The organism is Gluconobacter sp. NFX36 (assembly GCF_049887835.1).
In the GTDB taxonomy this organism is placed as follows: domain Bacteria; phylum Pseudomonadota; class Alphaproteobacteria; order Acetobacterales; family Acetobacteraceae; genus Gluconobacter; species Gluconobacter japonicus_A.
Map to the genome: position 1 here is coordinate 344,701 of NZ_JAGEKJ010000001.1, position 23,705 is coordinate 368,405.

The following is a 23,705-nucleotide window of genomic DNA, read 5'->3' on the forward strand; positions in this document are numbered from 1 at the left end:
CCGTCAGATTAGAGCGAGAAGTTCTCTCCAAGATAGACCCGGCGCACATCTTCGTTTGCGACGATGGCTTCCGGGGTGCCTTCCATCAGAACCTGACCGCCGTGCATGATGTAGGCGCGGTCAATGACTTCAAGCGTTTCGCGGACGTTATGGTCCGTAATCAGCACGCCGATGCCACGATCCTTGAGGTGGGACACAAGATCGCGAATTTCACCCACGGCGATTGGGTCAATACCGGCCAGAGGCTCATCGAGCAGGATGTAGTTCGGCTGGCTGGCCAGAGCGCGGGCGATTTCCAGACGACGACGCTCACCGCCAGATAGCGCCAGAGACGGGGAACGGCGAAGATGCGTGATGCCGAACTCGGCCAGAAGGCCGTTCAACATGGTTTCGCGCTTTTCAGGATCGGATTCGATCACTTCCAGCGCCGCCATGATGTTCTGTTCGACGTTCAGTCCACGGAAAATGCTGGCTTCCTGCGGCAGGTAGCCGACGCCAAGACGGGCGCGGCGATACATCGGAAGCTGCGTGATATCTGCGCCATCCAGCGTGATGGACCCCGTGTCTGGCTGAACCAGCCCCACGATCATGTAGAAGCTGGTAGTTTTACCTGCACCGTTCGGGCCAAGCAGGCCAACGGCTTCACCGCGCTGCACCTGAAGTGAGACGTTCTTGACGACGGCGCGCTTCTTATAGGTCTTGCCAATACCGCTGGCGACAAGGCCCGTTTGAAGCACGGAAGCTGTGGAAGATGTCTCGGTCACTTTGGGGCCTGGCTGCTGTTGGCTTCGTTGGGAACGACAAGTCCCTGAATAGGAGAGTCCGATCCTGGCAGCATCGTGGCAATCCCGGTTTTCATGTTCACGATGGCCTGCGAGCCGTTGTTCTGGTTCTGGCCCTGTGTCACGTGAACATGGCCGATCAGGCGGGCAATCTGCGTCGCGAAAACATAGACGCCACGGTCGCCGGTCGCGGTCTGTGTCTGTGTGCGCAGGACGACATGGCCCCAGCCGTAGGCGCGATCCAGCTTGGACGATCCGCCACCAAGGGGATTACTGCCTGTATTGGCGGGCTGTGGCTGGTCAGCGGGGGCTGGCGAATCCGGGGCACTGAAGGAGACCAGAACGTCTGCCTTGACCTGCTTGCCATCATTGGTCGTGACGGTTGCATCCCCGCGGCCGACGGACATGCGGGTCTTGGAATGATATTCCATGACGTCCCGTGCAGTCAGAACATCCTGTGGCGTCGTAAGCTTCAGGTGCTTGCCCGTCATGACCATGACGGCCTGATCCATGTCGTACAGGGCGTGATCGCCCCAGCCCTGATCCGTCTGATTGTAGATATGGACGTTCCCGCGTGCCTCGATGCGATAAAGTTCGAGAGAGCCTCCCATCGGGTCAGCTTCGCCGCTCTGACCATTTGCTGGTGGCGGAGGTGTTGGCTGGCCGTCGGGCGCTGTCTTTTTACGGAGATATCCGATGAGTGTATCGGCATCGACCGTCACATCACCACGGACGGCGCGGGCGCCTCCTGTCAGGGTGACGGTCTGGGCGTTGCGATCGTAGATTTCTTCGTTTTTCCAGAACAGTTTGACGGCCTCGCCATGCGACATGTCCAGCCCGTCCGCATAGGCGGCGGGAGTGGCTGCGGTCGCGAGAAGAAGTCCTGCAATGGGAAGCAGTCGGCTGATGCGGCTCATCATTTCTCTGTCTTGGCTCCTTCCTGCCGGAGGCGGGCCGCCGGGGAAGGGGGACCGTTATCATCATTGCGGACCGTCAGACCCGGCCCTGTAAACTGCATGATACCCGCATGCTGGTCCAGGAAATAGCCCTGAGCATCCTGCGTGCCAAATGGTCCTTCTGCGTGGACCCAGTCCCGGGAAGCAATCACGTCCTGTTTCAGGTCCATGTCTGCGGAGGGACCGTTCATGAGTGTGCCGTCATCGCGATACAGGACGACGTTGTCATCAAGGTTCAGGGTCTGCTCGTGCTGCATGTAAACGCCGCGATCGGCCTTGATATGAGCCCAGGAATTGCCCGCAAGCTCAATATCTGCCACGGGATCGATCAGATCCACCCGGTCCGGGCCCTGCTGATGAGTGGTGCGGGCCGTGATCATGTAGAGATGGTTATGTGCGTCCAGTCCGCGATAGATGGCATTTTCCATATTGCCGCTTTCGACGCGCAGGCGAGCCATTTCCTTCAGGGCCGCACGATTCTGGTTCACGAGGTGGGAGATCTCGGGCCAGGCGGCAATCGAACTGAGCAGAACAAGGGCCAGACCGGGGAGCGCCCATTTGGCGAAGCCTAGCAGGGACCGCCTGCGGGCGAGTTGCTCGGCATTCGGGGCGGTGCGAACCCTGTCAAAAGCCGCGCGGCGGAGGGCATCGAGCTTCGCCAGACTCTCGCTGCGGTTCTCGGCGAAATCGTCACGCTGTGGGCGCTTGTCGTCCTGAGGTGTGTTCATGACAGGCCGGCCCGTAGAAGATCATGCAGGTGAATGATGCCCTGTGGTCGCCCATCTTCGCCCACGACGAAAAGACTTGTGATGGGTTTGGAGCGTGCATTCATAAGAAGCAGGACGTCCTGTGCCAGAGTCGTGGGGGTGGTCGTGATCGGTGACCGGTTCATCACTTCTTCAGCCGTTGTCGCATCGAGATCACGGTGCAGGGCACGGCGAAGATCCGCATCCGTGATGAGGCCGCAGAGGACACCTGCGTCGTCTGTAACACCCATGCACCCGAAAGCCTTGCGTGTCATCTCCAGAATAACCGACCGGAGTGAGAGGCTGGTCTTCCCGAGAGGCAAAGCCTCCCCGGTGTGCATCAGTTCCCGCACTGGCCGTAATCTGGCGCCCAGGCGACCACCGGGATGGAAGGTCTGAAAATCATTGGCGGTAAAGCCACGTTTTTCGAGGAGCGCAATGGCCAGCGCGTCGCCCAGAGCAAGCTGGAGAAGTGTGCTGGTCGTTGGAGCTAGCCCCATGGGGCAGGCTTCTCTGGCTTTTGGAAGCACGAGCGCAATTTCCGACGCACGGGCGAGCGCGGATGTTTCAACGGAGGTTATCGCAATCACGCCCAGCTTTTTATGGGCGGCGTATGCCAGAATTGCGGCAAGCTCGGCAGTTTCTCCAGAATTGGACAGGGCCAGAATCAGGTCGCCCGGTGCCACCATGCCCAGATCCCCATGAGAGGCTTCGGCAGGATGCACAAAAAGGGAGGGGGTGCCGGTGGAGGCTAGAGTGGCTTGGATCTTGCGCCCTATATGTCCGGATTTGCCAATACCCGTGACAATCAGACGACCAGCGCAGTTCAGAATACGGTCCACAGCCTGCGTGAAGGCAGATCCGAGCGAGGACTGAAAGGCCGCTTCCAGCGCCTCAAGGCCCTGACGTTCCGCTGCAAGAGTGTGCAGGGCTGAGGGAAGGGGCGAGACAGCGTGGCAGGTCATGATTTCGGAGCCGGACTGTGATTAGGCGCGGTGCGCGAAAATATCGGGATCTGTATATCCCAGAAGGTCCAGACGGGCGCGGGCAGATAGAAAATCAAAGCAGGACTGCGCCAGTTCACGGCGGTTTTCACGGATCAGCATGGCTTCCAGTTTCTCCCACAGAGCGTGCAGATGTAGCACGTCAGACGCAGCATAGCGCATCTGGTCGTCCGTGAGGACGTCTGCGCCCCAGTCAGAACTCTGCTGGTGCTTGCTCATCTCTACGCCGAGCAGATCGCGGCACAGATAGGCGAGGCCATGGCGATCCGTGAAGGTATAGACCAGCCGCGCGGCAATCTTGGTGCAAATGACGGAAGAAATGGTGATACCCAGAGCGTGCTGGAGAACGGCCACATCAAAGCGTGCGAAGTGCATCAGCTTGATGAGGGAGTCATCCGACAGAAGAGCCTTGAGATTGGGGCAGTCATAACCGCGCCCACCCATGGAAACGGGTTTGATCTGCACAAGATGCGCTTCACCGTCACCGGCGGAAAGCTGCACGAGGCAGAGACGATCTCTGTGGGGATTGAGACCCATGGTCTCGGTATCGATGGCGACAACAGGGCCAATATCAAAATCGTCCGGCAGGTCGCCGTCATGAAGATGGATGGCGTTCTGCTGGCTCATGTTGTTGTCACCAATTTTTTTAGAAGCTCAGAGGGGAGGCTTATGAAGCCTGACCGTCTGTGGTGCCCAGAAGAAGACTCGAACTTCCACGTCCTTTCGGACACAGGTACCTGAAACCTGCGCGTCTACCAATTCCGCCATCTGGGCTCAGAAAGCACCGGGTTTTTCAGTTTCCTGAGGCATCCCGGGTTGGTGAAGAGGCGTTTAGCCCGACTGTAGGGACGCGTCAACTGTCTGTATGAAAGAAAAGAAGAAAATGGAGAAACTTTTTTCAGGGACGTCGCCACACAAGGTGGCGGTCCTTGGCGGCGGTGGCTTTATTGGCCGCAGTTTTGTCAGAAAACTGGTGGCGACAGGGCATGTCGTTCGGATTGGCAGTCAAAATCCTGAGACGATTCAGGGGCTTGGAGCGGCAAGAGGAACGGGGCGTGTCGAGTTCCTAAAAGTCTCTGTCAATGATGCGGAGCAACTGGACCGGCTGTTTGATGGAGCGGATGCGGCGGTCAATCTGGTTTCGGTCATGACGCCGGATGTGCAGGTTCTTCACAAGATCAATGTGGAGGGCGCTCATCTGGCTGCTGTCCGGGCGCAGCGTGCAGGGGTGAAGAGTTATGTTCACATGTCTGCAATCGGGGCTTCGCTCACATCGCCGGGCGCTTACGGTCGAAGTAAAGGGGCGGCTGAGCAGGTTGTCAGGCGTGTGTTTCCGGATGCCGGATTGCTGCGTCCTTCGGTTGTGTTCGGCCCTGAGGACAGTTTCTTCAATCTGTTTGCTCTGATCGCCGCAGTCTCGCCTGTTCTGCCGGTTTTTGCTCAGCACACACGCTATCAGCCGGTTTTTGTTGAAGACGTTGCGGAAGCTTTGCTGCGCCTGCTGCAGCCTAAGCATGCGGGACGTATCGTCGAGGCTGGTGGCCCTGACATTCTCAGTATGCGGGAGATGATGGCGTTTGTTCTGGAGGCGTCTGGTCGTCACAGGTTTCTGTTGCCGGTTCCAACGGCGCTCGCCCGTCTTGAAGCCTCTGTGCTGGAGAAGCTGCCGGGCCATCTGCTGACGCGGGATCAGGTGGCAATGATGTCTGTTGATAATGTGGTGCACCCGGGGCCGGACAATTTGCAGACGCTGGATATCCATCCGGTGTCCATGTGGATGGTGGTGCCGGAGTATCTGAAGACGGGAGTTTTCAAGCTCTATCGACAGCTCAAATCCTGATTGGTCCATATCGGACCTAAATAATGTGGGATTTCTGCAATGAAAGCGGCGATCCAAACATGGTTTTTGCTTATAGGTAAGTATCACTGACTGTTATCACGTAAAGTGACGGAATAGCTGGTACTCCACCGATTTCGTGTGTTCCACGGAATATATGGTTTGTTTAGGAGACACGGCGCATGGCCGAACGGATGTTGCAGTTCGTCAATCACCCACAGATCCTTCCGGAGAAGCGCGATGCTGCTGAGCGTCGTGCGGATTTTGGAGAGATTTATCGTGGGTTTGCGACGGGCCGTGCTGAAGAGCAGGCCTCCCGTTGCTCTCAATGCGGTATTCCGTTCTGCTCGGTGCATTGCCCGCTCGGCAATAACATCCCGGACTGGCTGAAGCTGACGGCGGAAGACCGTCTGCAGGAAGCCTATGAGATGTCTTCGGCTACTAACACTTTCCCGGAAATCTGTGGCCGCATCTGCCCGCAGGATCGTCTGTGCGAAGGTAATTGCGTCATCCAGAAGGGGTTCGAGAGCGTCACGATCGGTGCTGTCGAACGCTTTATTACGGAAAATGCCTTCGAGCAGGGGTGGGTGCAGCCGCGTCTGCCGGATCGTGAACTGGGTTTTAGTGTCGGCATCGTGGGATCTGGGCCGGCTGGTCTGGCCTGTGCAGAGCGTCTGCGCGCGCGCGGGTATGAGGTTCATGTTTATGAGCGTCAGGACCGCGTGGGTGGCCTGCTGACATACGGTATTCCCAGCTTCAAGCTTGAAAAGCATGTCGTGGCCCGTCGTCACAAGCTGCTGGAAGAGCAGGGCATCATTTTCCACCTTTCCACGCCGATCGGTGCGGGTGAGGGGGAGACGTCACTGGATGATCTGCGGACGCGTCATAATGCGGTGTTCCTCGGAACGGGCGTTTATCGTTCGCGCTCCGTGGATGTGTCGGGTGCTGACCTGAACGGCGTTGTGGATGCGATTGACTTCCTGACCGCGTCAAACCGTCGTGGATATGATGAAGACCCCGGCGAAGATGCAGCCCTTCACGCCAAGGGCCGTCGTGTTGTGGTCATTGGTGGTGGTGATACGGCCATGGACTGCGTTCGGACGTCCATCCGTCAGGGCGCCGAAAAGGTCACCTGCGTCTATCGTCGTGACCGTGCGAATATGCCGGGCTCCCGTCAGGAAGTTTACAATGCCGAGGAAGAAGGCGCGAACTTCGAGTGGCTTGCTGCACCGGAAGAGTTTCTGGGCGAAGGCACGGTTGAAGGTGTGAAGGTGCTGAAAATGCGTCTTGGCGCACCGGATGCTACGGGTCGCCGTTCCATCGAAGGCACGGGCCAACATTCCATTATTGAAGGCGACCTTGTGATCCGCGCGCTGGGCTTCGATCCGGAAGACCTGCCGGGTCAGTGGCAGCAGCCGGAGCTTGCCGTGACGCGCTGGGGCACGCTGACGGTTCCGCCGGGCGGCTTTCAGACTAGCCTTCCCGGAGTGTTCGCTGGCGGCGATATTGTACGCGGTGCCAGCCTCGTTGTCTGGGCCATCAAGGACGGCCGCGATGCGGCTGACGCAATGCATCTTTCTCTGACCAAGACCCTGGCGCTGGAGGCCGCGGAATGACACAGAATACCGATTTCATCCGCGAATACGCTGAGAACGTCGAGCGCCTGAAAGGTCTTTATGACCCGACGCAGGAGCGCGATTCCTGTGGCGTTGGCCTTGTCGCGGCGCTGGATGGCAAGCCGTCCCGTGCGGTCGTGAAGGCTGGTATCGAGGCTCTGGGGAACATCTGGCACCGTGGTGCTGTCGATGCTGATGGCAAGACGGGCGATGGTGCGGGCATCCATGTTGAAATCCCGCAGGATTTCTTTGCTGAAGCCATTCATAACAGCTCCAGCGACGATACGATCGATGGTCGCATTGCCGTTGGCATGGTGTTCCTGCCGAAGACGGATCTGGCGTCGCAGGAAGCTGGTCGTCAGATCATCGAAACCGAGGTTCTGAACTTCGGCTACGGGATCTATGGCTGGCGTCAGGTGCCGATCGACACGGCCTGCATTGGTGAGAAGGCCAACCAGACGCGCCCTGAGATCGAACAGATCATGATCCGCAATACGCTGGGTCGTTCGGAGGATGAGTTCGAGCGTGATCTGTATGTGCTGCGTCGTCGCATCGAGAAGCAGGCAACCCGCCAGCAGGTGGATCTGTATATCTGTTCGTTGTCCTGCCGGTCCGTCATCTACAAGGGCATGTTCCTGGCCGAGAACCTGACGGACTTCTATCCGGATCTGCTGGACGAGCGCTTCGTTTCGCGTTTTGCGATCTACCATCAGCGTTACTCGACCAACACGTTCCCGACTTGGAAGCTGGCCCAGCCGTTCCGCAAGGTGGCGCATAACGGTGAGATCAACACGATCTCCGGCAACACCAACTGGATGCGGTCGCACGAAACACGTCTGTCGCACGCAGCACTCGATCCTTATATGGATGATCTGAAGCCGGTCGTGCAGGCTGCTGGCTCGGATACAGCGGCGCTGGATAACGTTTTCGAGCTTATGACCTTCGGTGGCCGTAGTGCTCCGATGGCCAAGATGATGCTAATTCCGGCCTCCAGCGGTGCGAACTCCGCAATTTCTCCTGCAGCGCGGGCCATGTTCCGCTACTGCAATGCGGTGATCGAACCGTGGGATGGCCCGGCCGCAGTCTGTGCGACGGATGGTCGCTGGGTTATCGCCGGGTTGGATCGTGCGGGTCTGCGTCCGCTGCGGTATTCCATCACCAACGACAACCTGCTGATCGTGGGTTCGGAAGCGGGTATGGTCCGCGTGCCGGAAGCGCGTATTCAGCGTCGCGGGCGCCTTGGTCCGGGGCAGACACTGGCGCTCGACCTCAAGGAAGGTCGTCTCTACCAGCCGGATGAACTGCTTGAAATGCTGGCCTCCCGTCAGGATTTCCAGTCTTGGGTCAAGCGCATCCGCAATATCGAGCCGATCGTGCGGGATGTGGTCGAGCCGGAAGGTATGGCCGCAGACGTGCTGCGTCGTCAGCAGATGGCCGTCAGCCTGACGCACGAAGAGCTGGAAACCATTCTTCACCCGATGGTCGAGACGGCTGCCGAAGCCCTTGGTTCCATGGGCGATGACACGCCGCTTCAGGTTCTGTCCAAGATCTATCGTGGCCTGTCGCATTACTTCCGTCAGGGCTTCAGCCAAGTTACGAACCCGCCGATCGACTCCCTGCGTGAAACGCGGGTGATGAGCCTGATCACGCGTCTGGGCAATCTGGGGAACATCCTCGACGAGCGCCCGGAACAGTGCGATCTGCTTCAGCTTCCCAGCCCGGTTCTGACGGTTGGCGAGTTTGATGAACTGCGGAAAGTCTGCGGTGAGAATGCCGCCCTGATCGACTGTACTTTCCCGGTTGAGGACGGCGAGGAAGGTCTGCGCGCGGCGATCGCCTCCATCCGGGTTCAGGCGGAAGATCATGTTCGTGGCGGTTGCACCCATCTGTTCCTGACGGATGAGAACACCGGGCCGGATCGTGTGGCCGTACCGATGATCCTTGCGACGGCTGCCGTGCATGTTCATCTGGTGCGTCATTCCCTACGGACCTTCACGTCCCTGAACGTGCGGACGTCCAGCGCTATTGACGTTCACGCCATTGCCGTGACGATCGGTGTTGGTGCGACGACGGTGAACCCGGCGCTGGCTCAGCACAGTATTGCAGACCGTTTGCGTCGTGGCCTGTTTGGCCAGATGACGATGCGTGAGGCGATGGAGCGTTACCGCAAGGCGGTGGACAAGGGTCTGCTCAAGATCATGTCCAAGTTCGGGATTTCCATCATCTCGGCTTACCGCGGTGGCTACAACTTTGAAGCCATTGGTCTGTCCCGTGCGCTGGTGGCCGAGTTCTTTCCGGGCATGCCGTCGCGTATTTCCGGCATTGGTCTGCCGGGTATCGCCCGCAACATCCTGAAGGCTCATGCGGCTGCGTGGGATCAGAAGGTTGAAGCCCTTCCGGTCGGTGGTCGCTACAAGCTGCGCCGTCAGGGCGAGACGCATGCGTTTTCCGGCCAGCTTGTGCACATGCTGCAAAGTGCGGTTTCGGCCAACAGCTACACGCTGTATCGCCGTTACGCGGATGCGGTGCGTCAGATGCCGCCGGTGGCCCTGCGTGACCTGCTGGACTTCAAGGCGCCTCATGCACCGATCCCGGTGGACGAAGTTGAAAGCATCACGCAGATCCGTCGTCGCCTTGTCGCGCCGGGCATCTCGCTGGGTGCTCTGAGCCCTGAAGCGCATGAGACGCTGGCGATTGCCATGAACCGGATTGGTGCGAAGTCTGATTCCGGTGAGGGTGGCGAGGATGCCGAGCGCTCCAGGCCGCGCCCGAACGGGGACAATGCGTCCTCCGCGATCAAGCAGGTGGCGTCTGGCCGTTTCGGTGTGACCGCGCAGTATCTGAATGACTGCCGTGAGATCGAAATCAAGATGGCCCAAGGCGCGAAGCCGGGCGAGGGTGGGCAGCTTCCGGGCTTCAAGGTTACGGAACTGATTGGCCGCCTGCGTCATGCGACGCCGGGTGTGACGCTGATTTCTCCGCCGCCGCATCATGACATTTATTCGATCGAGGATCTGGCCCAGCTCATTTATGATCTGAAGCAGGTCAACCCGACGGCAACCGTCACCGTGAAGCTGGTGGCCCGGACGGGTATCGGCACGATTGCGGCGGGTGTGGCGAAGGCGAAGGCAGATGCCATCCTGATCTCCGGTCATTCCGGTGGTACGGGTGCCAGCCCGCAGTCTTCGATCCATTACGCGGGTCTGCCGTGGGAAATGGGTCTGTCCGAAGCGCATCAGGTTCTGATGCTCAACCGTCTGCGTCATCGTCTGGTGCTGCGGACGGATGGCGGTATCAAGACGGGCCGTGATGTTGTCATGGCGGCGATGCTGGGTGCGGAAGAGTTCGGCATTGGTACGGCCGCGCTGGTGGCCATGGGCTGCATCATGGTGCGTCAGTGCCATTCCAACACCTGCCCGGTCGGCGTCTGCGTTCAGGACGAAAAGCTGCGTGCGAAGTTCGAGGGCTCCCCGGAGAAGGTCATCAACCTCTTCACGCTGATTGCTGAAGACATTCGCCATATCCTTGCCGATCTGGGTGTTCGCTCCCTTGAGGAGGTCATTGGCCGCACGGATATGCTGCGTCAGGTGTCTCGCGGCGCGGACTATCTGGATGATCTGGATCTGAACTCCCTGCTGGTGCAGGCCGATCCGGGTGAACATGCGCGTTACTGCACCCGCGAGGGCCGTAACGAGGTTCCGGAAACGCTGGACGCGCAGATCGTGGCCGATGCGATCCCGCTGTTCGAGCGTCGTGAGAAGCTGCACCTGCACTACAACGTGCAGAACACGCATCGTGCGATCGGGACGCGTATTTCCGGCATGATCACCCGTCAGTTCGGGATGCATGAACTGCCAGAGGGTCAACTTACGCTGTCGCTCCGTGGGTCGGCTGGTCAGTCCCTCGGCGCATTCGCAGTGCAGGGTCTGAAGATGATCGTGGAAGGGGACTCCAACGATTACGTCGGCAAGGGTCTCTCCGGTGCGACGATCGTTGTGCGTCAGTCTCCGGCGTCCCAGTGGCGTTCGGAAGAGAACGCGATCATCGGCAACACGGTCCTGTACGGTGCAACGAGTGGCAAGCTTTTTGCGGCTGGTCAGGCTGGTGAGCGCTTCGCGGTTCGTAACTCCGGTGCAACGGCTGTTGTCGAAGGCTGTGGCTCGAACGGTTGCGAGTACATGACCGGTGGCAAGGTCGTGATCCTCGGCGAGACGGGCGACAACTTTGGCGCAGGCTTCACGGGCGGTATGGCCTATGTGCTTGATCCGAAGAACCGTTTTGAATCCCGCATCAATCCGGACACGGTGATGTGGAACCGCGTGCAGCCGGGCAGCCGCTGGGACGTCGAGCTACGAGTGCTTGTCGAGCAGCATGTGGAAGAAACGGGCAGCACTTACGCCGCTGACCTGCTGCATTGCTGGGAGCACACGCTGGAGCAGTTCTGGCATATCGTTCCCCGAGAATATGCCAAGGTCATTGGCTATGTGCAGGAAGATCTGTCCAAGCTTTCAGCCTGATTGGTTTGATCGAGTAAAGTCTGAAAAGCCCCGCATCAGGTTTTGGTGCGGGGCTTTTTTTCTTTGTCTTAGGACTGAAGCTTTTTGGCCAAGGTGGCGAGCGCAACGATCTGACCGGCAATAAACTTGCAGGTAGGTTCGTCTATGAATTTCAGCGTTTCGGGGTCTACTTTCCCTGCGACCATGCCAATCATGACTTCGGGACGATTAAGAACAAAGGCGTCCAGAAACACCATATTCTGTCGGAGGTTGTATTGCGCTCTGGCACCCCCGATCATCCCGGGGGATGCCGTCTGGATGGCGACAGGTTTGCCGCTGAAAGGCTGGGGTGAGACACGGGAGAGCCAGTCGATGGCATTCTTCAGGACGCCGGGAATGGAATAATTATATTCCGGGGTCACGATGATGACGCCGTCTGCGGCCCGGATCTGTTCCGCCATGGCTAGGACGGGAGGTGGAAAGCCTGCGTCCTGCACATCTGCGTTGTAATGGGGAAAGTCCCCGATTGATCCGAGCGGGGTAATGGAAACCCCTTCCGGTGCAAGTTCTGGCAAAGCCCGCGCAACCGACGCGTTAAAAGAGGCCTTGCGAAGACTTCCGAGCAGGGTGACGAAATGCAGAGGCGTGTCGTTGGGCATGGACTGGTCTCCGTCGAAGAGCCGGGTTTTTTGTTGTCATGAGCCGAAGGGAAGCGGATCATGACACAAAGCAGGCATCAGGCTGCGTTTTTTAGCATCCCGTGAGGATCGAGAACGAATTTGCGTGGCGCGCCGTTGTCGAAGTCGTGGTAGCCGCGTGGCGCGTCGTCGAGTGAAATCACGGTTGCGTTGACGATGTCGGCGATGGGCAGTCGTCCATGCAGAATGGCCTGCATCAGTTGGCGGTTATACCGCAGAACGGGGGTCTGACCGGTATGGAACGACTGGCTTTTGGCCCAGCCCTGACCCAATCGGAGTGTCAGATTGCCTTTCTGCGCCGCAGTTTCATGGGCGCCCGGATCTTCCGTCACATACAGGCCGGGAATACCGATGGCTCCGGCTGGGCGAGTGACGTCCATGGCCTGATTGAGAATGACGGCTGGCTGTTCCTTTCCGTCATATCCTCTGGCTTCGAAACCGACGGCATCAATGAAGCTATCGACTTCCGGTGTTCCGATGGCCTGTTCGATGAGGTCTCCAAGTCTGTCGTCGTTCTGGAGGTTGATAGGTTCAAATCCGACGGACTTGGCATGGGCGAGGCGTTCAGGGTTGAAATCGCCGATCATAACGACGGCGGCCCCGAGAATGCGCGCCGATGCGGCTGCTGCCATACCGACGGGTCCTGCACCCGCGATATAGACCGTTGAGCCCACACCCACCTTGGCATTGATGGCGCCATGGAAGCCGGTGGGGAGAATATCGGTCAGCATGGTGAGGTCTCTGATGCGCTCAAGTGCCTGAGCTTTGTCAGGGAAGCGCAGCAGATTGAAATCTGCATAAGGGACCATGACGTAGCGGGCCTGTCCGCCGATCCAGCCGCCCATATCCACATAGCCATAGGCGCCACCCGCGCGGCTTGCATTCACTGTCAGGCATACGCCCGTATGTTGTTCGCGGCAGCATCGGCAGCGTCCACAGGCGACGTTGAAGGGCACGGAGACCAGATCGCCCTTGCGGACCATCTCGACATCAGAGCCTGTTTCGATGACTTCGCCGGTAATTTCATGGCCGAGGACCAGCCCGGACGGCGCTGTTGTACGGCCTCGGACCATATGCTGGTCGGAGCCGCAGATATTGGTGGAGACGACTTTAAGAATGACGCCGTGGTCAATCTTCCGGCCATCGGATGTTTCCATTCTGGGGTCGTCGATCCGCTGGACTTCAACATGATTGGGGCCGAGATAAACGACCCCCCTGTTTTCGTCAGACATGGCTTCTCTCCAGGTTCGGGCAGCGGCCATCTCTTGCGGCCGGGGTCGCCCGGCACGACGAAATGTTGTCGTACACTGACCTCCACGTCTGTCGCGTTCAACGGCAACCGTGACATAGAAATACAGCCATATGATCGCTCGATTGTGATGGACACGTCCTGAGAACGGCCTCGCCGGACGTCGAAAAATTCCCCTTCCTGTCAGGCTGAAACAATCAGGCCTTTGAGTGGATTTGTTTTTGGGCCGGGAAAGACCGTTGGAAGCGCCTGTGGTGGCAGATGAAGATGATCACACAGCACACCTGCGGCTACGGCACGCAGATCTGTTGTGGGAGCGAGGTCCCGGTTTTCAAAGAGCTGGCTGGGGCGAAGGCCGGGCCATGTGCCGCCGACTTTTCCCCCTGCAACGGCGCCTCCGGCAAGGAACGTGACAGTGCCGGTGCCGTGGTCCGTTCCGCCTGTTCCGTTCATGCGGACGGTTCTGCCAAACTCCGTCAGGGCAAGGACGACCGTGCGCTTCCAGCTTTCGCCCAGACTTTCACGCAAGGCTCCAATCCCGCGATCAAGCTGGGCAAGGGGGCTTCCCAGTCGTCCAAGCTGAGCGGCATGGGTGTCCCAGCCTCCGATTTCCAGTGCGGCGATCCGGGGGCCATGGGATGTGGCCAGCATTTGCCCTGCGGCGGTGGAAAGCTGTGTGAAAGCGTCGATTTTGTGAGGTTTTCCTGTGGCGGCTGGTACCTTCATGTCCGTCATGGCCGCGTCCGAGAAGCCTCTGGCTTTCAGGCCGTTTTTGAAAGCCGGCCCTGTGATGGGATCGGCTGCGTTCAGGGCAACGATCTGGTTGTAAAGATCCTCGTCCGGGTGCTGGCTTCCAGCGGGCGCATAGCTTCCGACCTTGGCAGATCCGCGGAGCAGAAGGGGAACTGTCAGCCCCATGGCCAGCCCGTACCCATCCGGTCTGTTGGTTTTCCCTTGAAGGACGGACACAGCCCGGTTCAGCCAGCCGCTGCTCAGACGGTCGTCCGCGCCACTTTCCAGATAATCCTGCGCTTCAAAGTGGGAGCGGCTGCGGTAATGGCCTGCCACGGCATGAATAGGCAGCATCTGGCCTTCGCCATAAAGGCGGTGAAGCGTCTGAAGGGAGGGGTGCAGCCCGTAGAAGCCGCCCAGATCAAGGAGGCCGCCCTCCTGTCCGGGTTCAGGAAGAACAAGATCCCGGCGATGTGTTCTGAGATCGGCATCTCCGTATGGGGTGACAGCCGACAGGCCATCCAGTGCGCCCCGAAGGATAATGACCACAAAGCGTGGATCATCCGGCCCGCCGGGTGAACCGGCAAACGCGAGAGAGGAACGTCCGAGTGTCCAGCTTGCAGCCAGACCCAGCAGGGCAGTGCGACGATGGATCATCATGGGTCAACGCCTCTGGAATTCGGGTGAAGAGAAGAGCAGGGCCAGCGCATCCTGACGGGAGCCGGCATGATGCATGGCGAGTTGGGTCTGGGGCCGGAGTGCCGGGCCTAGGGCGATATGGGCGATCTCCATCGGATCTCCGGCCCGGACATGAGCCGCCATTCGCCATGCCCAGTCCGTGCGGGCCAGCATATCCGCAGGTGCACTCCAGTCTGCCGCAGTGTCACTCCAGCCGTTTGGCAATGGGGCTGTCCATAATGGTTGCCCCAGTGAAGCGAAGGCCACGTAAAGCTGATGGGCGGGAGAGTGCGGGTCATCTGGCTGGCTGGGTTCTCCACCCAAAGACAGGGCCCGCATGACGGCGGTGGCATGGTCCATGGGGGAGCGGAACTTGCTGCCAGAGCGGTTCGTATCGTGAAGGTCTGCCAAGGCAAGAGAGGCTTCCCGCAGATCTCCTTCACTGTCCCGAAGGACAGACGCAATATGGGTGATATCCTGCGGTGAAGGTGTGTCCGAAATGAAATGCCCGACCATCTGGGTTGCGATGTGGCGGTACGTTGCAGGGTGCGTGCCGAGGAAGTGCAGGGCCTGCACACCACCGTCTTCACCTTCCGGGAAGGTCTGACCCATGACGGTTTTTTCGCCTGGTTCATGAGCTTTTTCCCGAAACACGAAGCCGGGCTGTTCGGCCTTCATGTCGATGCTCCAGCCTGTCAGGACGGCTGCGAAGGACGTGACGTCTGTTTGGGTGTAGCCAGAGGCTGGCGAGACCGTGTGCAGTTCCAGACATTCACGGGCCAGATTTTCGTTTAGCCCGTGATGGCTTTTGCGTCCTGCCGGGCTGGTGGGGCCGATGGACGATGTGTTGTCCAGATACATCAGCATGGCCGGGTGACGCATCACGGCGAGGAGCATATCCGAGAATCGTCCTGTTACATGCGGGCGAATGGCCTCACGCATATAGGCGCCGATGACTGCTCTTGTTCCGCCCTGACGCAGGCTGACCGTGAAGTGATTGAACCAGAACCACGCAAGCCGCTCTCGGAATGGCTGGTCCGTCACAAGCAGATTGTCGAGCTGGGTTGCGACTTCTGCTTGAAAGATCGGCTTGACCAGAGGGTCGCCCTGTATTTTGGTTTTGCGCTGTTCCCGCAGGGCGATCAGCCCATCCGGGGATGATCCGACGTTCCTGAAAGTGGCTGCATCAGGCTCATTGAGCTGCTGCGAAAGCCATTCCCGGAGAGGCATGTCCGAGGCTTTACTGTCCCGCTGGCCCCAGCCGAATCTGTTGATCGCACTGACAAGTCGCATGGCACTCTCACGATGTCCGTTGAACGGGCGTAGCTCGATCTTATCGAAAGTTGCTCGCCTTATGTGGCGAAATCTGGACGGCTTTGTATGAAAATGTCAGGCCCGCTCCCTAGAACGGATGCTTTTGCAGGCAAACAGATTTTGGGATTGTTTCATATTTAAAATAAAATCAGGATACCCCATAGGGTATAGGGTGAGTCATTACTTTATACCTGATGGGGGTTTATTTGCGATTTTGATGTCTCTCTGGGTATTTACAATGCAAAGCGAGTGATCTTTTCTGCGCCAGAAGATTTGAACAAGGTTGCGGACGCTGGTTTCAGGGCAGTTCAGGAACGGTCGGGATTTCTCTGCCACGACAGGTCGTTGGCTGCTGGTGATCTGCGTTCTGTTGGGGCTGTTTGGACAGCTTGCTCTTCAGAGCCAGTCCATGCCCGATGAAACCCCGCGTGCCACATTTGAGCGCCTGACGGGACTGAGCATCGGACCGGATACACCTCCAGTCCCATCAGAAGTGATGATGATGCCAATGGGGCACACGGGGATGTCGGGAATGGCGCATCATTCCGGGCATCACCATCATCATGATGCAGCTTGCCCGCTATGCCCCTTGCTGCACCTTCCGGCCGTTGTTCTGCTGGCAACGGTTCTTGTTCTGCTTACGCTTATCCGCTGGTCCCGCTGGCGCTATCGGAGCCATGCTGTTCGTGCGCCTCCGCTCGGGCGGGTTGCGCATCTGCCACCAGCCACCGGGCCTCCGTGCTTCGTCTGAAACCACGTCACTGCCGACCGCATCTTTCTCCAAGCCTGGGAGGAATATGGCCGGCTCTCTGTGTTTCATCGAAGGTTATGGACCATGTTTTTTCCGAATGCTCGGCGTGTGTCACGTCCGGGACTGTTGCTGTGTGGCTGCGCGCTTGTCTTTTTCCTGAACCCGGCTTTTGCGGACGATACGGATAACGCGCAGACCCGGAAGTCTCCTTCCACAGAATTCATTACCGTCAATGGGGTGCGGCACACCGCAACAACGGACCCGGATGTGACAAGCCTGTTCAAGCGCAGTCTAGGGTTTAGCGCCTATTCCGCGGGCGGTGTATCGGCGCTTCCAGTGCTTAACGGGATGGCCGATGACAGGGTGGCGACATTTGTGGATGGGATGCGCATGCAGGCCGCGTGCCCCAATCACATGAACCCGGCCATGTCTTATATTGATCCGGATATGGTGTCGTCCGCTGTGGCCATTGCGGGGATTACGTCGGTCAGTCAGGGCGGGGACAGCACGGGCGGGACGATTGAGGTCAATCGCAAGGATCCGATCTTTTCAAAGAGTTCGAAGATCCTCGTGACCGGTCATGCGAAGGGAGAATACCGCAGTAATGGTGGTGGTTCTGGCGCGTCCGGATCAGTGACAGTCGCTAATGACTGGCTCAGTTTGAGGTACACGGGATCTTACAGCCATGCGAGCGACTACCATGCCGGAGGTGGCGGACGACGTGTTTTGTCCACGAATTATCTGAGCTTCAATCATGCTGTCACGCTGGGCGTTCGCAAGGAAAATCATCTGCTGGCCCTGACGGTCGGGCAGCAGGATATTCCGTATGAGGGTTTCCCGAACCAGTACATGGACATGACCAACAATCGGTCCACGTTTGTGAACGGAAAATATACGGGGGACTTCACGTGGGGAACGCTTGAAGCGCGTGGATTCTGGCAGCGTGTTGATCACGCGATGAACATGCTCTCCGACAAGGGAGGGCATACGGCCTCGACCGGGATGCCGATGAATACGGACACCCGGGCTGCTGGTTATTCCATCAAGGCCACGATCCCGTTGGGGCCGGGACATACATTGGGAATTGGCAGTTCATTCGATCATAACGGTCTGAATGACTGGTGGCCGCCGCTTTTGAACAGCATGATGATGGGGCCGGACACCTTCCACAATGTGAATAACGGGCATCGGGACCGGCTGGGGCATTATATTGAATGGAAAGCCCAGTGGACGTCTCGTTTCTCCACAGAACTCGGTCTGCGTAATGATTTGGTCATGATGAATACGGGAAAGGTAGCGCCTTATTCCTGGACCAGCATGATGAGTATGGCGGATGCCGCCGCTGCAAAGGCCTTCAACGCGGCCTCCCGGGGACGAACGGATACCAATTTCGACGTCACGGCGACGGGGCGATGGCAGGCGCTTGAGAGTCTGACCATTGAGGGTGGTTATGCACGCAAGACCCGTTCCCCTAACCTTTATGAGCGGTATGCCTGGGGGCGAGGTGCCATGGCATCCACAATGATCGGCTGGTTTGGGGATGGGAACGGGTATGTTGGCAATCTCAATCTGACGCCTGAAATTGCCAATACGGTCAGCACGACGGTTACGCTGCACGATCCGCATGGGCATGGCTGGGAAATCAAGGTTCAGCCTTATTATACCTACACGCATCACTACATAAACGTCGTGAATATCGGGACGCTCTCCAGTGGGCGGTCCATGCTTCAGTTCGCCAACCACAATGCGCAGAGCTATGGCATCAACAGTTCAATGTTTGCCCGGCTTTGGAACAGCACAGTGTATGGTCAGGGTGAGGTTCAGGCCAATCTGAACTGGGTTCGCGGGCAGGATCTTGTGTCTCACGCCGGGCTCTATCATCAGATGCCAACGAATGGCGTGATAACGCTGCGAGAAACATTCCAGAACTGGAGCGGGCATGTGGATGTCACGCTCGTCAAATCCAAAGAGAGCGTGGATCGACTGCGTCAGGAACCACGGACGCCCGGTTATGCGTTGCTCGGGTTGGGGGGCAGCTATCACTGGCGGTATTTTACGCTGGATGGCAGTATCGATAATGTTCTGGATCAGAAATATTACCTGCCGCTTGGGGGGATGTCTCTCGGGGATTATCAGGCGACCGGCTATCTTGGCCCGTTGCCGGGGCTCGGGCGTTCTTTCAACCTGAGCCTAACCGCGTCTTTCTGACAGTCATGTCAGTCCCGGAGACTGTCAGGTTTTCCGGGGCAGACTTGAAGGCAACCTTGCAAGCCCGTTACCCTGCGGTTCATCTGTCGGCATCATGGTGCCAACTTAACGAACAGCAGAGGGGTTCATGGAAAATCACGTCAATACGTTGTGGGGCCAGTTTTACGGCTGGCTACCAACACTTCTGAGTTACGCGGGACAACTTGTTCTGGCGATTGTGGTGCTGCTGGTCGGCTGGACCGTCATCAATATGGTGACGCGCGGCATGGGCCGCATGATGGCTGCCAGCAATATCGAGCCAACCCTCCGGGGCTTTCTGCTCAGTGTTGTCGGACTGCTGCTGAAGGCGCTTCTGCTAATCAGTGTTGCCTCCATGGTTGGGATTGCAACGACGTCCTTCGTCGCTGTTCTTGGTGCGGCTGGTCTGGCTGTTGGCATGGCGCTTCAGGGCAGTCTCGCCAATTTTGCGGGTGGCGTGCTGATCCTGCTGTTCCGTCCGTTCAAGGTCGGGGATTCCATTACAGCTGCCGGTAATACGGGAACGGTTGTCTCGATCGAGATGTTCCGGACCGTGCTCCAGGATTCCACAAACGACATCGTTTACGTGCCAAACGGTACGCTCTCGAACAATGTTGTCATTAACAGCTCCCAGTCTGAGCGGCTGCTCGCATCGGTCAGTCTGCTGATTGATTACAATGACGATATCGACAAGGCCCGCGCGCTGCTTCTGGACCTGTTTCAGAACGATGCTCTTGTTCTCAAAGCACCGGCTCCGTCCGTATCGTTCCTGCCTAAGCCAGCCAATATTGTCGTAACGCTGGGCTTCTGGTGTGCGCCGGGTAATGTAACGCCGCTGGTTGCCAAGTATTCTGAAGCCTCCATTCAGGTGCTTAAGAAAGAAGGCTTCCGTCTGGGTGTGACGACGCGTACTGCCACCTGATGGGGTACGGCCTGCCCTGAGCCATGCTGGGTAGGCCGTTTCCGAATTTCGGATGAAAGCAATGTCAAGCCTACCGAAAAATAGCGATTTTTGAGATTGGTGGTGGACCCGACGCAACTAGATAAATCCATGCAAAACAATCGGTTATCTCGTCAAACCATTAAATTTCTACAACGGAAAATCAACGCACGAATCGTTGGAGTGTCAAACCTTCTGGTTTGTAAATTTCAAAAACTTAAAATTGTTATCTAACGAAAATTCGGTTAGAATTTACGTGAGATCTGATCTTGTACTGCAGACACGTAGCGCAGGTTGTGTGATGGGCAGGATACGGATATTTCAAATTGAATGATGTGTTGGCTGATTGGATGTAACATGCAGGGAAGGTCAATTTCGCTGCATGAGCGCCGGCCTCCTCCGTCTGACCATGCATGCGGCCATTGCGCGGTTTGGCTGCAATACCTTCGTCTTCAAAGGCTACAGACTCACCTGAACCCCTTAACTTATTAAGACGCTATACGACGCGGTTGGATAAAATCGCGATGGCAGGAAGTTGGTGCATTTAGCTCGAACTGGACCTCAATTCAGTCAGTTTGCGTGAGCAACACAAAAAAAAGATTGACGCTCCGAATCTTATAACGGGCGCAGAAACAATTTGAGTAATGTCACAATTCTGGGGACAAAACATATATTATCCACATAATTAACATTATCCACATTAAATTCTTGCAATAATATCTGTTTTCCACAACGAAAAAATAATTACTAACAACTGAATAGGGGTTGACATGCGTTTTTGCGTATTTTTTTTCTTGCCCCTCATTTTCTGCTAACAAATGAGTGCTATCCATCCTTACATATGCAGGTGCCAGCTGTTGGCGCCGTATCGCTATGTCCTAGTTAGTCAAAAGAGAAACATGCAATTTTCCTTAATCGCCTGCACGGCTCAAAATGGGCTCTGGAAGTCCGTACGTCATTCGTGGCGTGAACAGTGCGAAGACTTTGAGGAAGACGGAGATAGCTACGCACAGGCCGGTATGAGTGTCCTAGCACCCTTGGCTGAAGAGCCCTTGCGCCGTGCTAAAGTTTACGTTCTTTGCGATGAAGCCGGTACTCCACATTGCATCTTTCAGGCTAACTCAACGTTTCTACCCCACTTTACGGGGCGTGTGCTTCGCATTCGACACATGATCTTATCACCAGATTATGATTATGGTTCGAAAAGTGTTGAGGAATACGCTCAGATTTTAACGGAAGCTTTTTCACAGGCGTGCGATCTGGCCATTAAAGAGCTTCCTTCTGCACACGTTAAATTCCATTTTCGCACTCCTGCGGATCTTGAGTTTTTCCGACGTGCACGACCAAGTTTAGCGAAAGAACCCGCGTTCACATCTGTGGACATGCACGGGGCTTGGCTTTCTCTGTCTCTGGCGACGCCGCCAGCTAACGACCAGAAAGCTTCAATTAGAGAGGATATGTCTCATGCTTGATCTTTATCGTTTAGCCTTCTCTCGGGCATTTACGATTGCCCTTCAAGAAATGGGCACAGACGCCCTTAAGCGAACTTCTCTTTTTGGATCAAACGACAAGCAGGTTACGATTCGTAATGAAGAGCATGTGGCCAAGGCTGCTTGATTGCTTTCTGTAGATCATTCGTGACTACGTGACAGCCCCCTTTATAAGGGGGCTGTTTTCGTTTTGATCGAGCCAAAGCCTCATTATTCACAACTTTTCCGGACCGCTTCCATCTGAAGAGCTGATTCTATCAGGGCAGGACATTCCTGCCGATGCGCCCGGATCTCGGCTGCCATTTCCGTCTGAAAATCGGCCGTCCAGGGATGCAGGGCAGGGCACATCACCTTGATGCGCGGTTGCGCACATCCAGCCAGCACCAGGCACAATAGAACAGCCCGCATCACGCTTCCCCCTTGTCCAGAGCATCCAGCAGTTCATCCGCAGTCTGCGGAGCTTCTGCGCCGCGCTGTTCCATGGCCTGCTGCTGCGTCACCTGAGACTCTGCGTCTTTGACGTCCTGATCAGCCGTATCGGCCTTCTGCGATTTGCCCCCGGCTCGATAGAGCCCGAGGGCCGACGCCACAGCCAAAAGGGCCATGACGCCGACAATCGCCAGATTGGCAGTATTCACTGAGCTGACGTCTGAGTGATGGGACCAGCAGCGATGACGCGCTCCAGATCCGTGGCACCTTCCAGCGTTTTTGTCAGAGCAGCATCGAACGCCGTGATATCGACATGCTCGGCAAGCTTCGACATCGAGGCGGCCAGGACGCCCTGAAGCACGAGGCCACCGACACTGATGCCCTGCTGCACTGTAGGCGTGTCAGCCCTGCCCAGGGACTGGTTTACGAGACCTTCAAGGGCCGTCACAGAACTAAAAGCCATAACTGTTTCTTCCATAAAAAAAGCCACCTCGATGGGCGGCGTTGCATCCGACGGTCTGACAGCAGGATTGCTGCCTCCTTCGGAGATCTGAGGAATGAGGATGATCGAACCTGGTCCGACGGACGGGTTCAGTCAGGTAGGGGCTTTGGGCTTGCCCTTGCTGTCCAGGATCGGCACGCCGCTGTCTGCACCGGCTTTCTTCAAAAGCGGCGCTTCAGCCCGTGTTGTCATGACGGCCGTGAGCCCGATCTTGTACATGGCGGCGGCATATTTCTGCTCGAAGGCCAGAAAGCTCAGAAGCTGATAGGGCCTGACCCAGATCGATCCAGGATCCGGCGGGGCAAGCCTGGACCGCAGGAATCCGCAGACATTCAGCAGCATCGACGTCAGAACAAGAAAGATGCCACCCCAGAGCAGGACTTGAGGCGGGAGCAAGCCGAGAAGGTCAGACAGTTGCACGGCCGACCCCCATGACCGTCTGCTTGCCCAGGAACACATCCCGTTCATAGGCGCGGCGCGTGGTCAGACCAGCCAGCTCGACCAGATGGCCTTTCACGGTTGCCTTGTTCCAGCGTGTCAACTCATTGGCCGCACCGACGTAACAGCCGGCATTGAGCTTTCGCAGAAGTGTGGAGCTTTCCACGGCCGGTGTGCCGACGTTGTACTGCCAGGACAGAAGAGCGGCCCGCTGGACGTCCGAAAGCGGAACCTTGACCAGGCGGGACAAAGAAATGCCCAGAGCCGTGACAGATTGCAGCAACAGGCTGGCAGCATCCGCCTCACTGATGGGAGGCGTCTTGGCTGTCACAGGCTTGCCGTCCTTCACCCAGCGGCTTCCGTAACCGATCGTCCAGTAGCCAGCAGGGCAGACATAGGGCTTCGACCGGAATCCTTCGAAACCGGGCAGCTTCAAGAGCGTCGTTGCCAGCACGACGGCAGTTTCATTCATGGGACTTTCCATAAAAAAAGCCGCCCAGTGGGGCGGCAAAATTACGAGATTTTTTACAATTTTATAAAAACCTCGCATTCACACTTCGAAATGTTACAAAGTTGGTCTATGAAGGTTTGTTACGTTCACAGAGAGAAGAATAATGAAAAAATATTTTCTTTCCCTTTCGATGATTGCAATACTTTCAGGGTGTGCACACACACAGAAATTACCCCCTGCTAATCAGGACCCAATTGTGCCATCTGTTCCGACGCAGGCAAATAATGCGTCACTTCCGACCATGAATACGAAATCAGATTTTTCAGCATGTGGAGCTCAGCCAAGTCTAAACATGCTGACCCAGCCCCCT

The 23,705-nt window shown here is 57.3% G+C and carries 21 protein-coding genes and 1 tRNA gene; 8 read left to right on the plus strand and 14 right to left on the minus strand.

Annotated elements, in window-relative coordinates; genetic code table 11:
* Positions 1-8: 8 nt before the first annotated feature.
* From lptB to J4P41_RS01690, 6 genes are all read right to left on the minus strand, one after another.
* Positions 9-764 (minus strand): LPS export ABC transporter ATP-binding protein, encoded by a 756-nt coding sequence (lptB, locus tag J4P41_RS01665; protein ID WP_426065874.1) that lies wholly within the window; start codon positions 762-764, stop codon positions 9-11.
* On the minus strand, positions 761-1,702 hold the full coding sequence (locus J4P41_RS01670) for an LptA/OstA family protein (RefSeq protein ID WP_426065875.1): 942 nt from the start codon (positions 1,700-1,702) through the stop codon (positions 761-763). Before J4P41_RS01670 ends, lptB begins: the two co-directional genes overlap by 4 nt.
* Complete coding sequence (lptC, locus tag J4P41_RS01675; protein ID WP_426065876.1) at positions 1,699-2,466, minus strand: LPS export ABC transporter periplasmic protein LptC; 768 nt, start codon at positions 2,464-2,466, stop codon at positions 1,699-1,701. The genes J4P41_RS01670 and lptC overlap by 4 nt, the downstream gene beginning before the upstream one ends.
* Positions 2,463-3,449, minus strand: a complete 987-nt coding sequence (locus J4P41_RS01680) for a KpsF/GutQ family sugar-phosphate isomerase (RefSeq protein WP_426065877.1) — start codon at positions 3,447-3,449, stop codon at positions 2,463-2,465. Before J4P41_RS01680 ends, lptC begins: the two co-directional genes overlap by 4 nt.
* A 21-nt stretch (positions 3,450-3,470) precedes the next feature.
* Entirely contained in the window at positions 3,471-4,115 is a 645-nt protein-coding gene (locus J4P41_RS01685) for a ribonuclease D (protein WP_426065878.1), read from the minus strand.
* Between the two features lie 60 nt (positions 4,116-4,175).
* Positions 4,176-4,262, minus strand: a tRNA-Leu gene (locus tag J4P41_RS01690).
* A 109-nt stretch (positions 4,263-4,371) separates the two neighbouring features.
* Here J4P41_RS01690 and J4P41_RS01695 point away from each other — a divergent pair.
* The 3 genes from J4P41_RS01695 (at position 4,372) to gltB (ending at position 11,458) form a co-directional block, all read left to right on the plus strand.
* Positions 4,372-5,328, plus strand: a complete 957-nt coding sequence (locus J4P41_RS01695) for a complex I NDUFA9 subunit family protein (RefSeq protein WP_426065879.1) — start codon at positions 4,372-4,374, stop codon at positions 5,326-5,328.
* Positions 5,329-5,507: 179 nt separating this feature from the next.
* The gene (locus tag J4P41_RS01700) at positions 5,508-6,941 is read left to right on the plus strand and encodes an NAD(P)-dependent oxidoreductase (RefSeq protein ID WP_426065880.1); all 1,434 of its coding nucleotides are present in this window, start codon (positions 5,508-5,510) and stop codon (positions 6,939-6,941) included.
* Positions 6,938-11,458: a glutamate synthase large subunit gene (gene gltB, locus J4P41_RS01705; protein WP_426065881.1), complete on the plus strand. Its 4,521-nt coding sequence runs from the start codon at positions 6,938-6,940 to the stop codon at positions 11,456-11,458. Before J4P41_RS01700 ends, gltB begins: the two co-directional genes overlap by 4 nt.
* A 68-nt stretch (positions 11,459-11,526) precedes the next feature.
* Here gltB and J4P41_RS01710 read toward each other — a convergent pair whose 3' ends face one another.
* The 4 genes from J4P41_RS01710 to J4P41_RS01725 form a co-directional block, all read right to left on the minus strand.
* Positions 11,527-12,096: an NADPH-dependent FMN reductase gene (locus tag J4P41_RS01710; RefSeq protein ID WP_010501331.1), complete on the minus strand. Its 570-nt coding sequence runs from the start codon at positions 12,094-12,096 to the stop codon at positions 11,527-11,529.
* A 77-nt stretch (positions 12,097-12,173) separates the two neighbouring features.
* Complete coding sequence (fdhA, locus tag J4P41_RS01715) at positions 12,174-13,367, minus strand: formaldehyde dehydrogenase, glutathione-independent (RefSeq protein WP_426065882.1); 1,194 nt, start codon at positions 13,365-13,367, stop codon at positions 12,174-12,176.
* A 200-nt stretch (positions 13,368-13,567) separates the two neighbouring features.
* Positions 13,568-14,776 (minus strand): DUF1501 domain-containing protein, encoded by a 1,209-nt coding sequence (locus tag J4P41_RS01720; protein ID WP_426065883.1) that lies wholly within the window; start codon positions 14,774-14,776, stop codon positions 13,568-13,570.
* 3 nt (positions 14,777-14,779) lie between these two features.
* Positions 14,780-16,087 carry a DUF1800 domain-containing protein gene (locus J4P41_RS01725; protein WP_426065884.1) on the minus strand — a complete coding sequence of 436 codons (1,308 nt, stop codon included), beginning with the start codon at positions 16,085-16,087 and terminating at the stop codon, positions 14,780-14,782.
* A gap of 304 nt (positions 16,088-16,391) precedes the next feature.
* On the opposite strand from J4P41_RS01725, the gene J4P41_RS01730 reads away from it, so the two are divergent.
* From J4P41_RS01730 to J4P41_RS01750, 5 genes are all read left to right on the plus strand, one after another.
* Positions 16,392-16,859: a DUF2946 family protein gene (locus J4P41_RS01730; RefSeq protein WP_426065885.1), complete on the plus strand. Its 468-nt coding sequence runs from the start codon at positions 16,392-16,394 to the stop codon at positions 16,857-16,859.
* Positions 16,860-16,943: 84 nt separating this feature from the next.
* The gene (locus J4P41_RS01735; RefSeq protein WP_426065886.1) at positions 16,944-19,067 is read left to right on the plus strand and encodes a TonB-dependent receptor; all 2,124 of its coding nucleotides are present in this window, start codon (positions 16,944-16,946) and stop codon (positions 19,065-19,067) included.
* 127 nt (positions 19,068-19,194) lie between these two features.
* A complete protein-coding gene (locus tag J4P41_RS01740) occupies positions 19,195-20,007 on the plus strand; it encodes a mechanosensitive ion channel family protein (protein WP_426065887.1) in 813 nt (270 codons plus the stop codon).
* A gap of 917 nt (positions 20,008-20,924) precedes the next feature.
* The gene (locus J4P41_RS01745) at positions 20,925-21,497 is read left to right on the plus strand and encodes a hypothetical protein (protein WP_426065888.1); all 573 of its coding nucleotides are present in this window, start codon (positions 20,925-20,927) and stop codon (positions 21,495-21,497) included.
* Positions 21,490-21,642 carry a hypothetical protein gene (locus J4P41_RS01750; RefSeq protein WP_426065889.1) on the plus strand — a complete coding sequence of 51 codons (153 nt, stop codon included), beginning with the start codon at positions 21,490-21,492 and terminating at the stop codon, positions 21,640-21,642. The genes J4P41_RS01745 and J4P41_RS01750 overlap by 8 nt, the downstream gene beginning before the upstream one ends.
* 280 nt (positions 21,643-21,922) lie before the next feature.
* Here J4P41_RS01750 and J4P41_RS01755 read toward each other — a convergent pair whose 3' ends face one another.
* The 4 genes from J4P41_RS01755 to J4P41_RS01770 all read right to left on the minus strand — a co-directional run bounded on the left by J4P41_RS01755 (position 21,923) and on the right by J4P41_RS01770 (position 23,356).
* Positions 21,923-22,153: a hypothetical protein gene (locus tag J4P41_RS01755; RefSeq protein ID WP_426065890.1), complete on the minus strand. Its 231-nt coding sequence runs from the start codon at positions 22,151-22,153 to the stop codon at positions 21,923-21,925.
* Positions 22,150-22,407, minus strand: coding sequence for a hypothetical protein (locus J4P41_RS01760; RefSeq protein ID WP_426065891.1), 258 nt, complete (start codon positions 22,405-22,407; stop codon positions 22,150-22,152). The genes J4P41_RS01755 and J4P41_RS01760 overlap by 4 nt, the downstream gene beginning before the upstream one ends.
* A 132-nt stretch (positions 22,408-22,539) precedes the next feature.
* Positions 22,540-22,866, minus strand: a complete 327-nt coding sequence (locus J4P41_RS01765; protein ID WP_426065892.1) for a hypothetical protein — start codon at positions 22,864-22,866, stop codon at positions 22,540-22,542.
* On the minus strand, positions 22,853-23,356 hold the full coding sequence (locus J4P41_RS01770; RefSeq protein ID WP_426065893.1) for a lysozyme: 504 nt from the start codon (positions 23,354-23,356) through the stop codon (positions 22,853-22,855). The genes J4P41_RS01765 and J4P41_RS01770 overlap by 14 nt, the downstream gene beginning before the upstream one ends.
* Positions 23,357-23,705 lie beyond the last annotated feature (349 nt).

Coding starts and splice junctions, on each gene's coding strand:
- J4P41_RS01740 (WP_426065887.1), top strand. CDS start 19,195: ATGGAAAATCACGTCAATACGTTGTGGGGCCAGTTTTACGGCTGGCTA.
- J4P41_RS01760 (WP_426065891.1), bottom strand. CDS start 22,407: ATGGCTTTTAGTTCTGTGACGGCCCTTGAAGGTCTCGTAAACCAGTCC.
- J4P41_RS01725 (WP_426065884.1), bottom strand. CDS start 16,087: ATGCGACTTGTCAGTGCGATCAACAGATTCGGCTGGGGCCAGCGGGAC.
- J4P41_RS01710 (WP_010501331.1), bottom strand. CDS start 12,096: ATGCCCAACGACACGCCTCTGCATTTCGTCACCCTGCTCGGAAGTCTT.
- J4P41_RS01750 (WP_426065889.1), top strand. CDS start 21,490: ATGCTTGATCTTTATCGTTTAGCCTTCTCTCGGGCATTTACGATTGCC.
- J4P41_RS01745 (WP_426065888.1), top strand. CDS start 20,925: ATGCAATTTTCCTTAATCGCCTGCACGGCTCAAAATGGGCTCTGGAAG.
- J4P41_RS01720 (WP_426065883.1), bottom strand. CDS start 14,776: ATGATGATCCATCGTCGCACTGCCCTGCTGGGTCTGGCTGCAAGCTGG.
- J4P41_RS01680 (WP_426065877.1), bottom strand. CDS start 3,449: ATGACCTGCCACGCTGTCTCGCCCCTTCCCTCAGCCCTGCACACTCTT.
- J4P41_RS01735 (WP_426065886.1), top strand. CDS start 16,944: ATGTTTTTTCCGAATGCTCGGCGTGTGTCACGTCCGGGACTGTTGCTG.
- lptC (WP_426065876.1), bottom strand. CDS start 2,466: ATGAACACACCTCAGGACGACAAGCGCCCACAGCGTGACGATTTCGCC.
- J4P41_RS01770 (WP_426065893.1), bottom strand. CDS start 23,356: ATGAATGAAACTGCCGTCGTGCTGGCAACGACGCTCTTGAAGCTGCCC.
- J4P41_RS01685 (WP_426065878.1), bottom strand. CDS start 4,115: ATGAGCCAGCAGAACGCCATCCATCTTCATGACGGCGACCTGCCGGAC.
- gltB (WP_426065881.1), top strand. CDS start 6,938: ATGACACAGAATACCGATTTCATCCGCGAATACGCTGAGAACGTCGAG.
- J4P41_RS01670 (WP_426065875.1), bottom strand. CDS start 1,702: ATGATGAGCCGCATCAGCCGACTGCTTCCCATTGCAGGACTTCTTCTC.
- J4P41_RS01695 (WP_426065879.1), top strand. CDS start 4,372: ATGGAGAAACTTTTTTCAGGGACGTCGCCACACAAGGTGGCGGTCCTT.
- fdhA (WP_426065882.1), bottom strand. CDS start 13,367: ATGTCTGACGAAAACAGGGGGGTCGTTTATCTCGGCCCCAATCATGTT.
- J4P41_RS01700 (WP_426065880.1), top strand. CDS start 5,508: ATGGCCGAACGGATGTTGCAGTTCGTCAATCACCCACAGATCCTTCCG.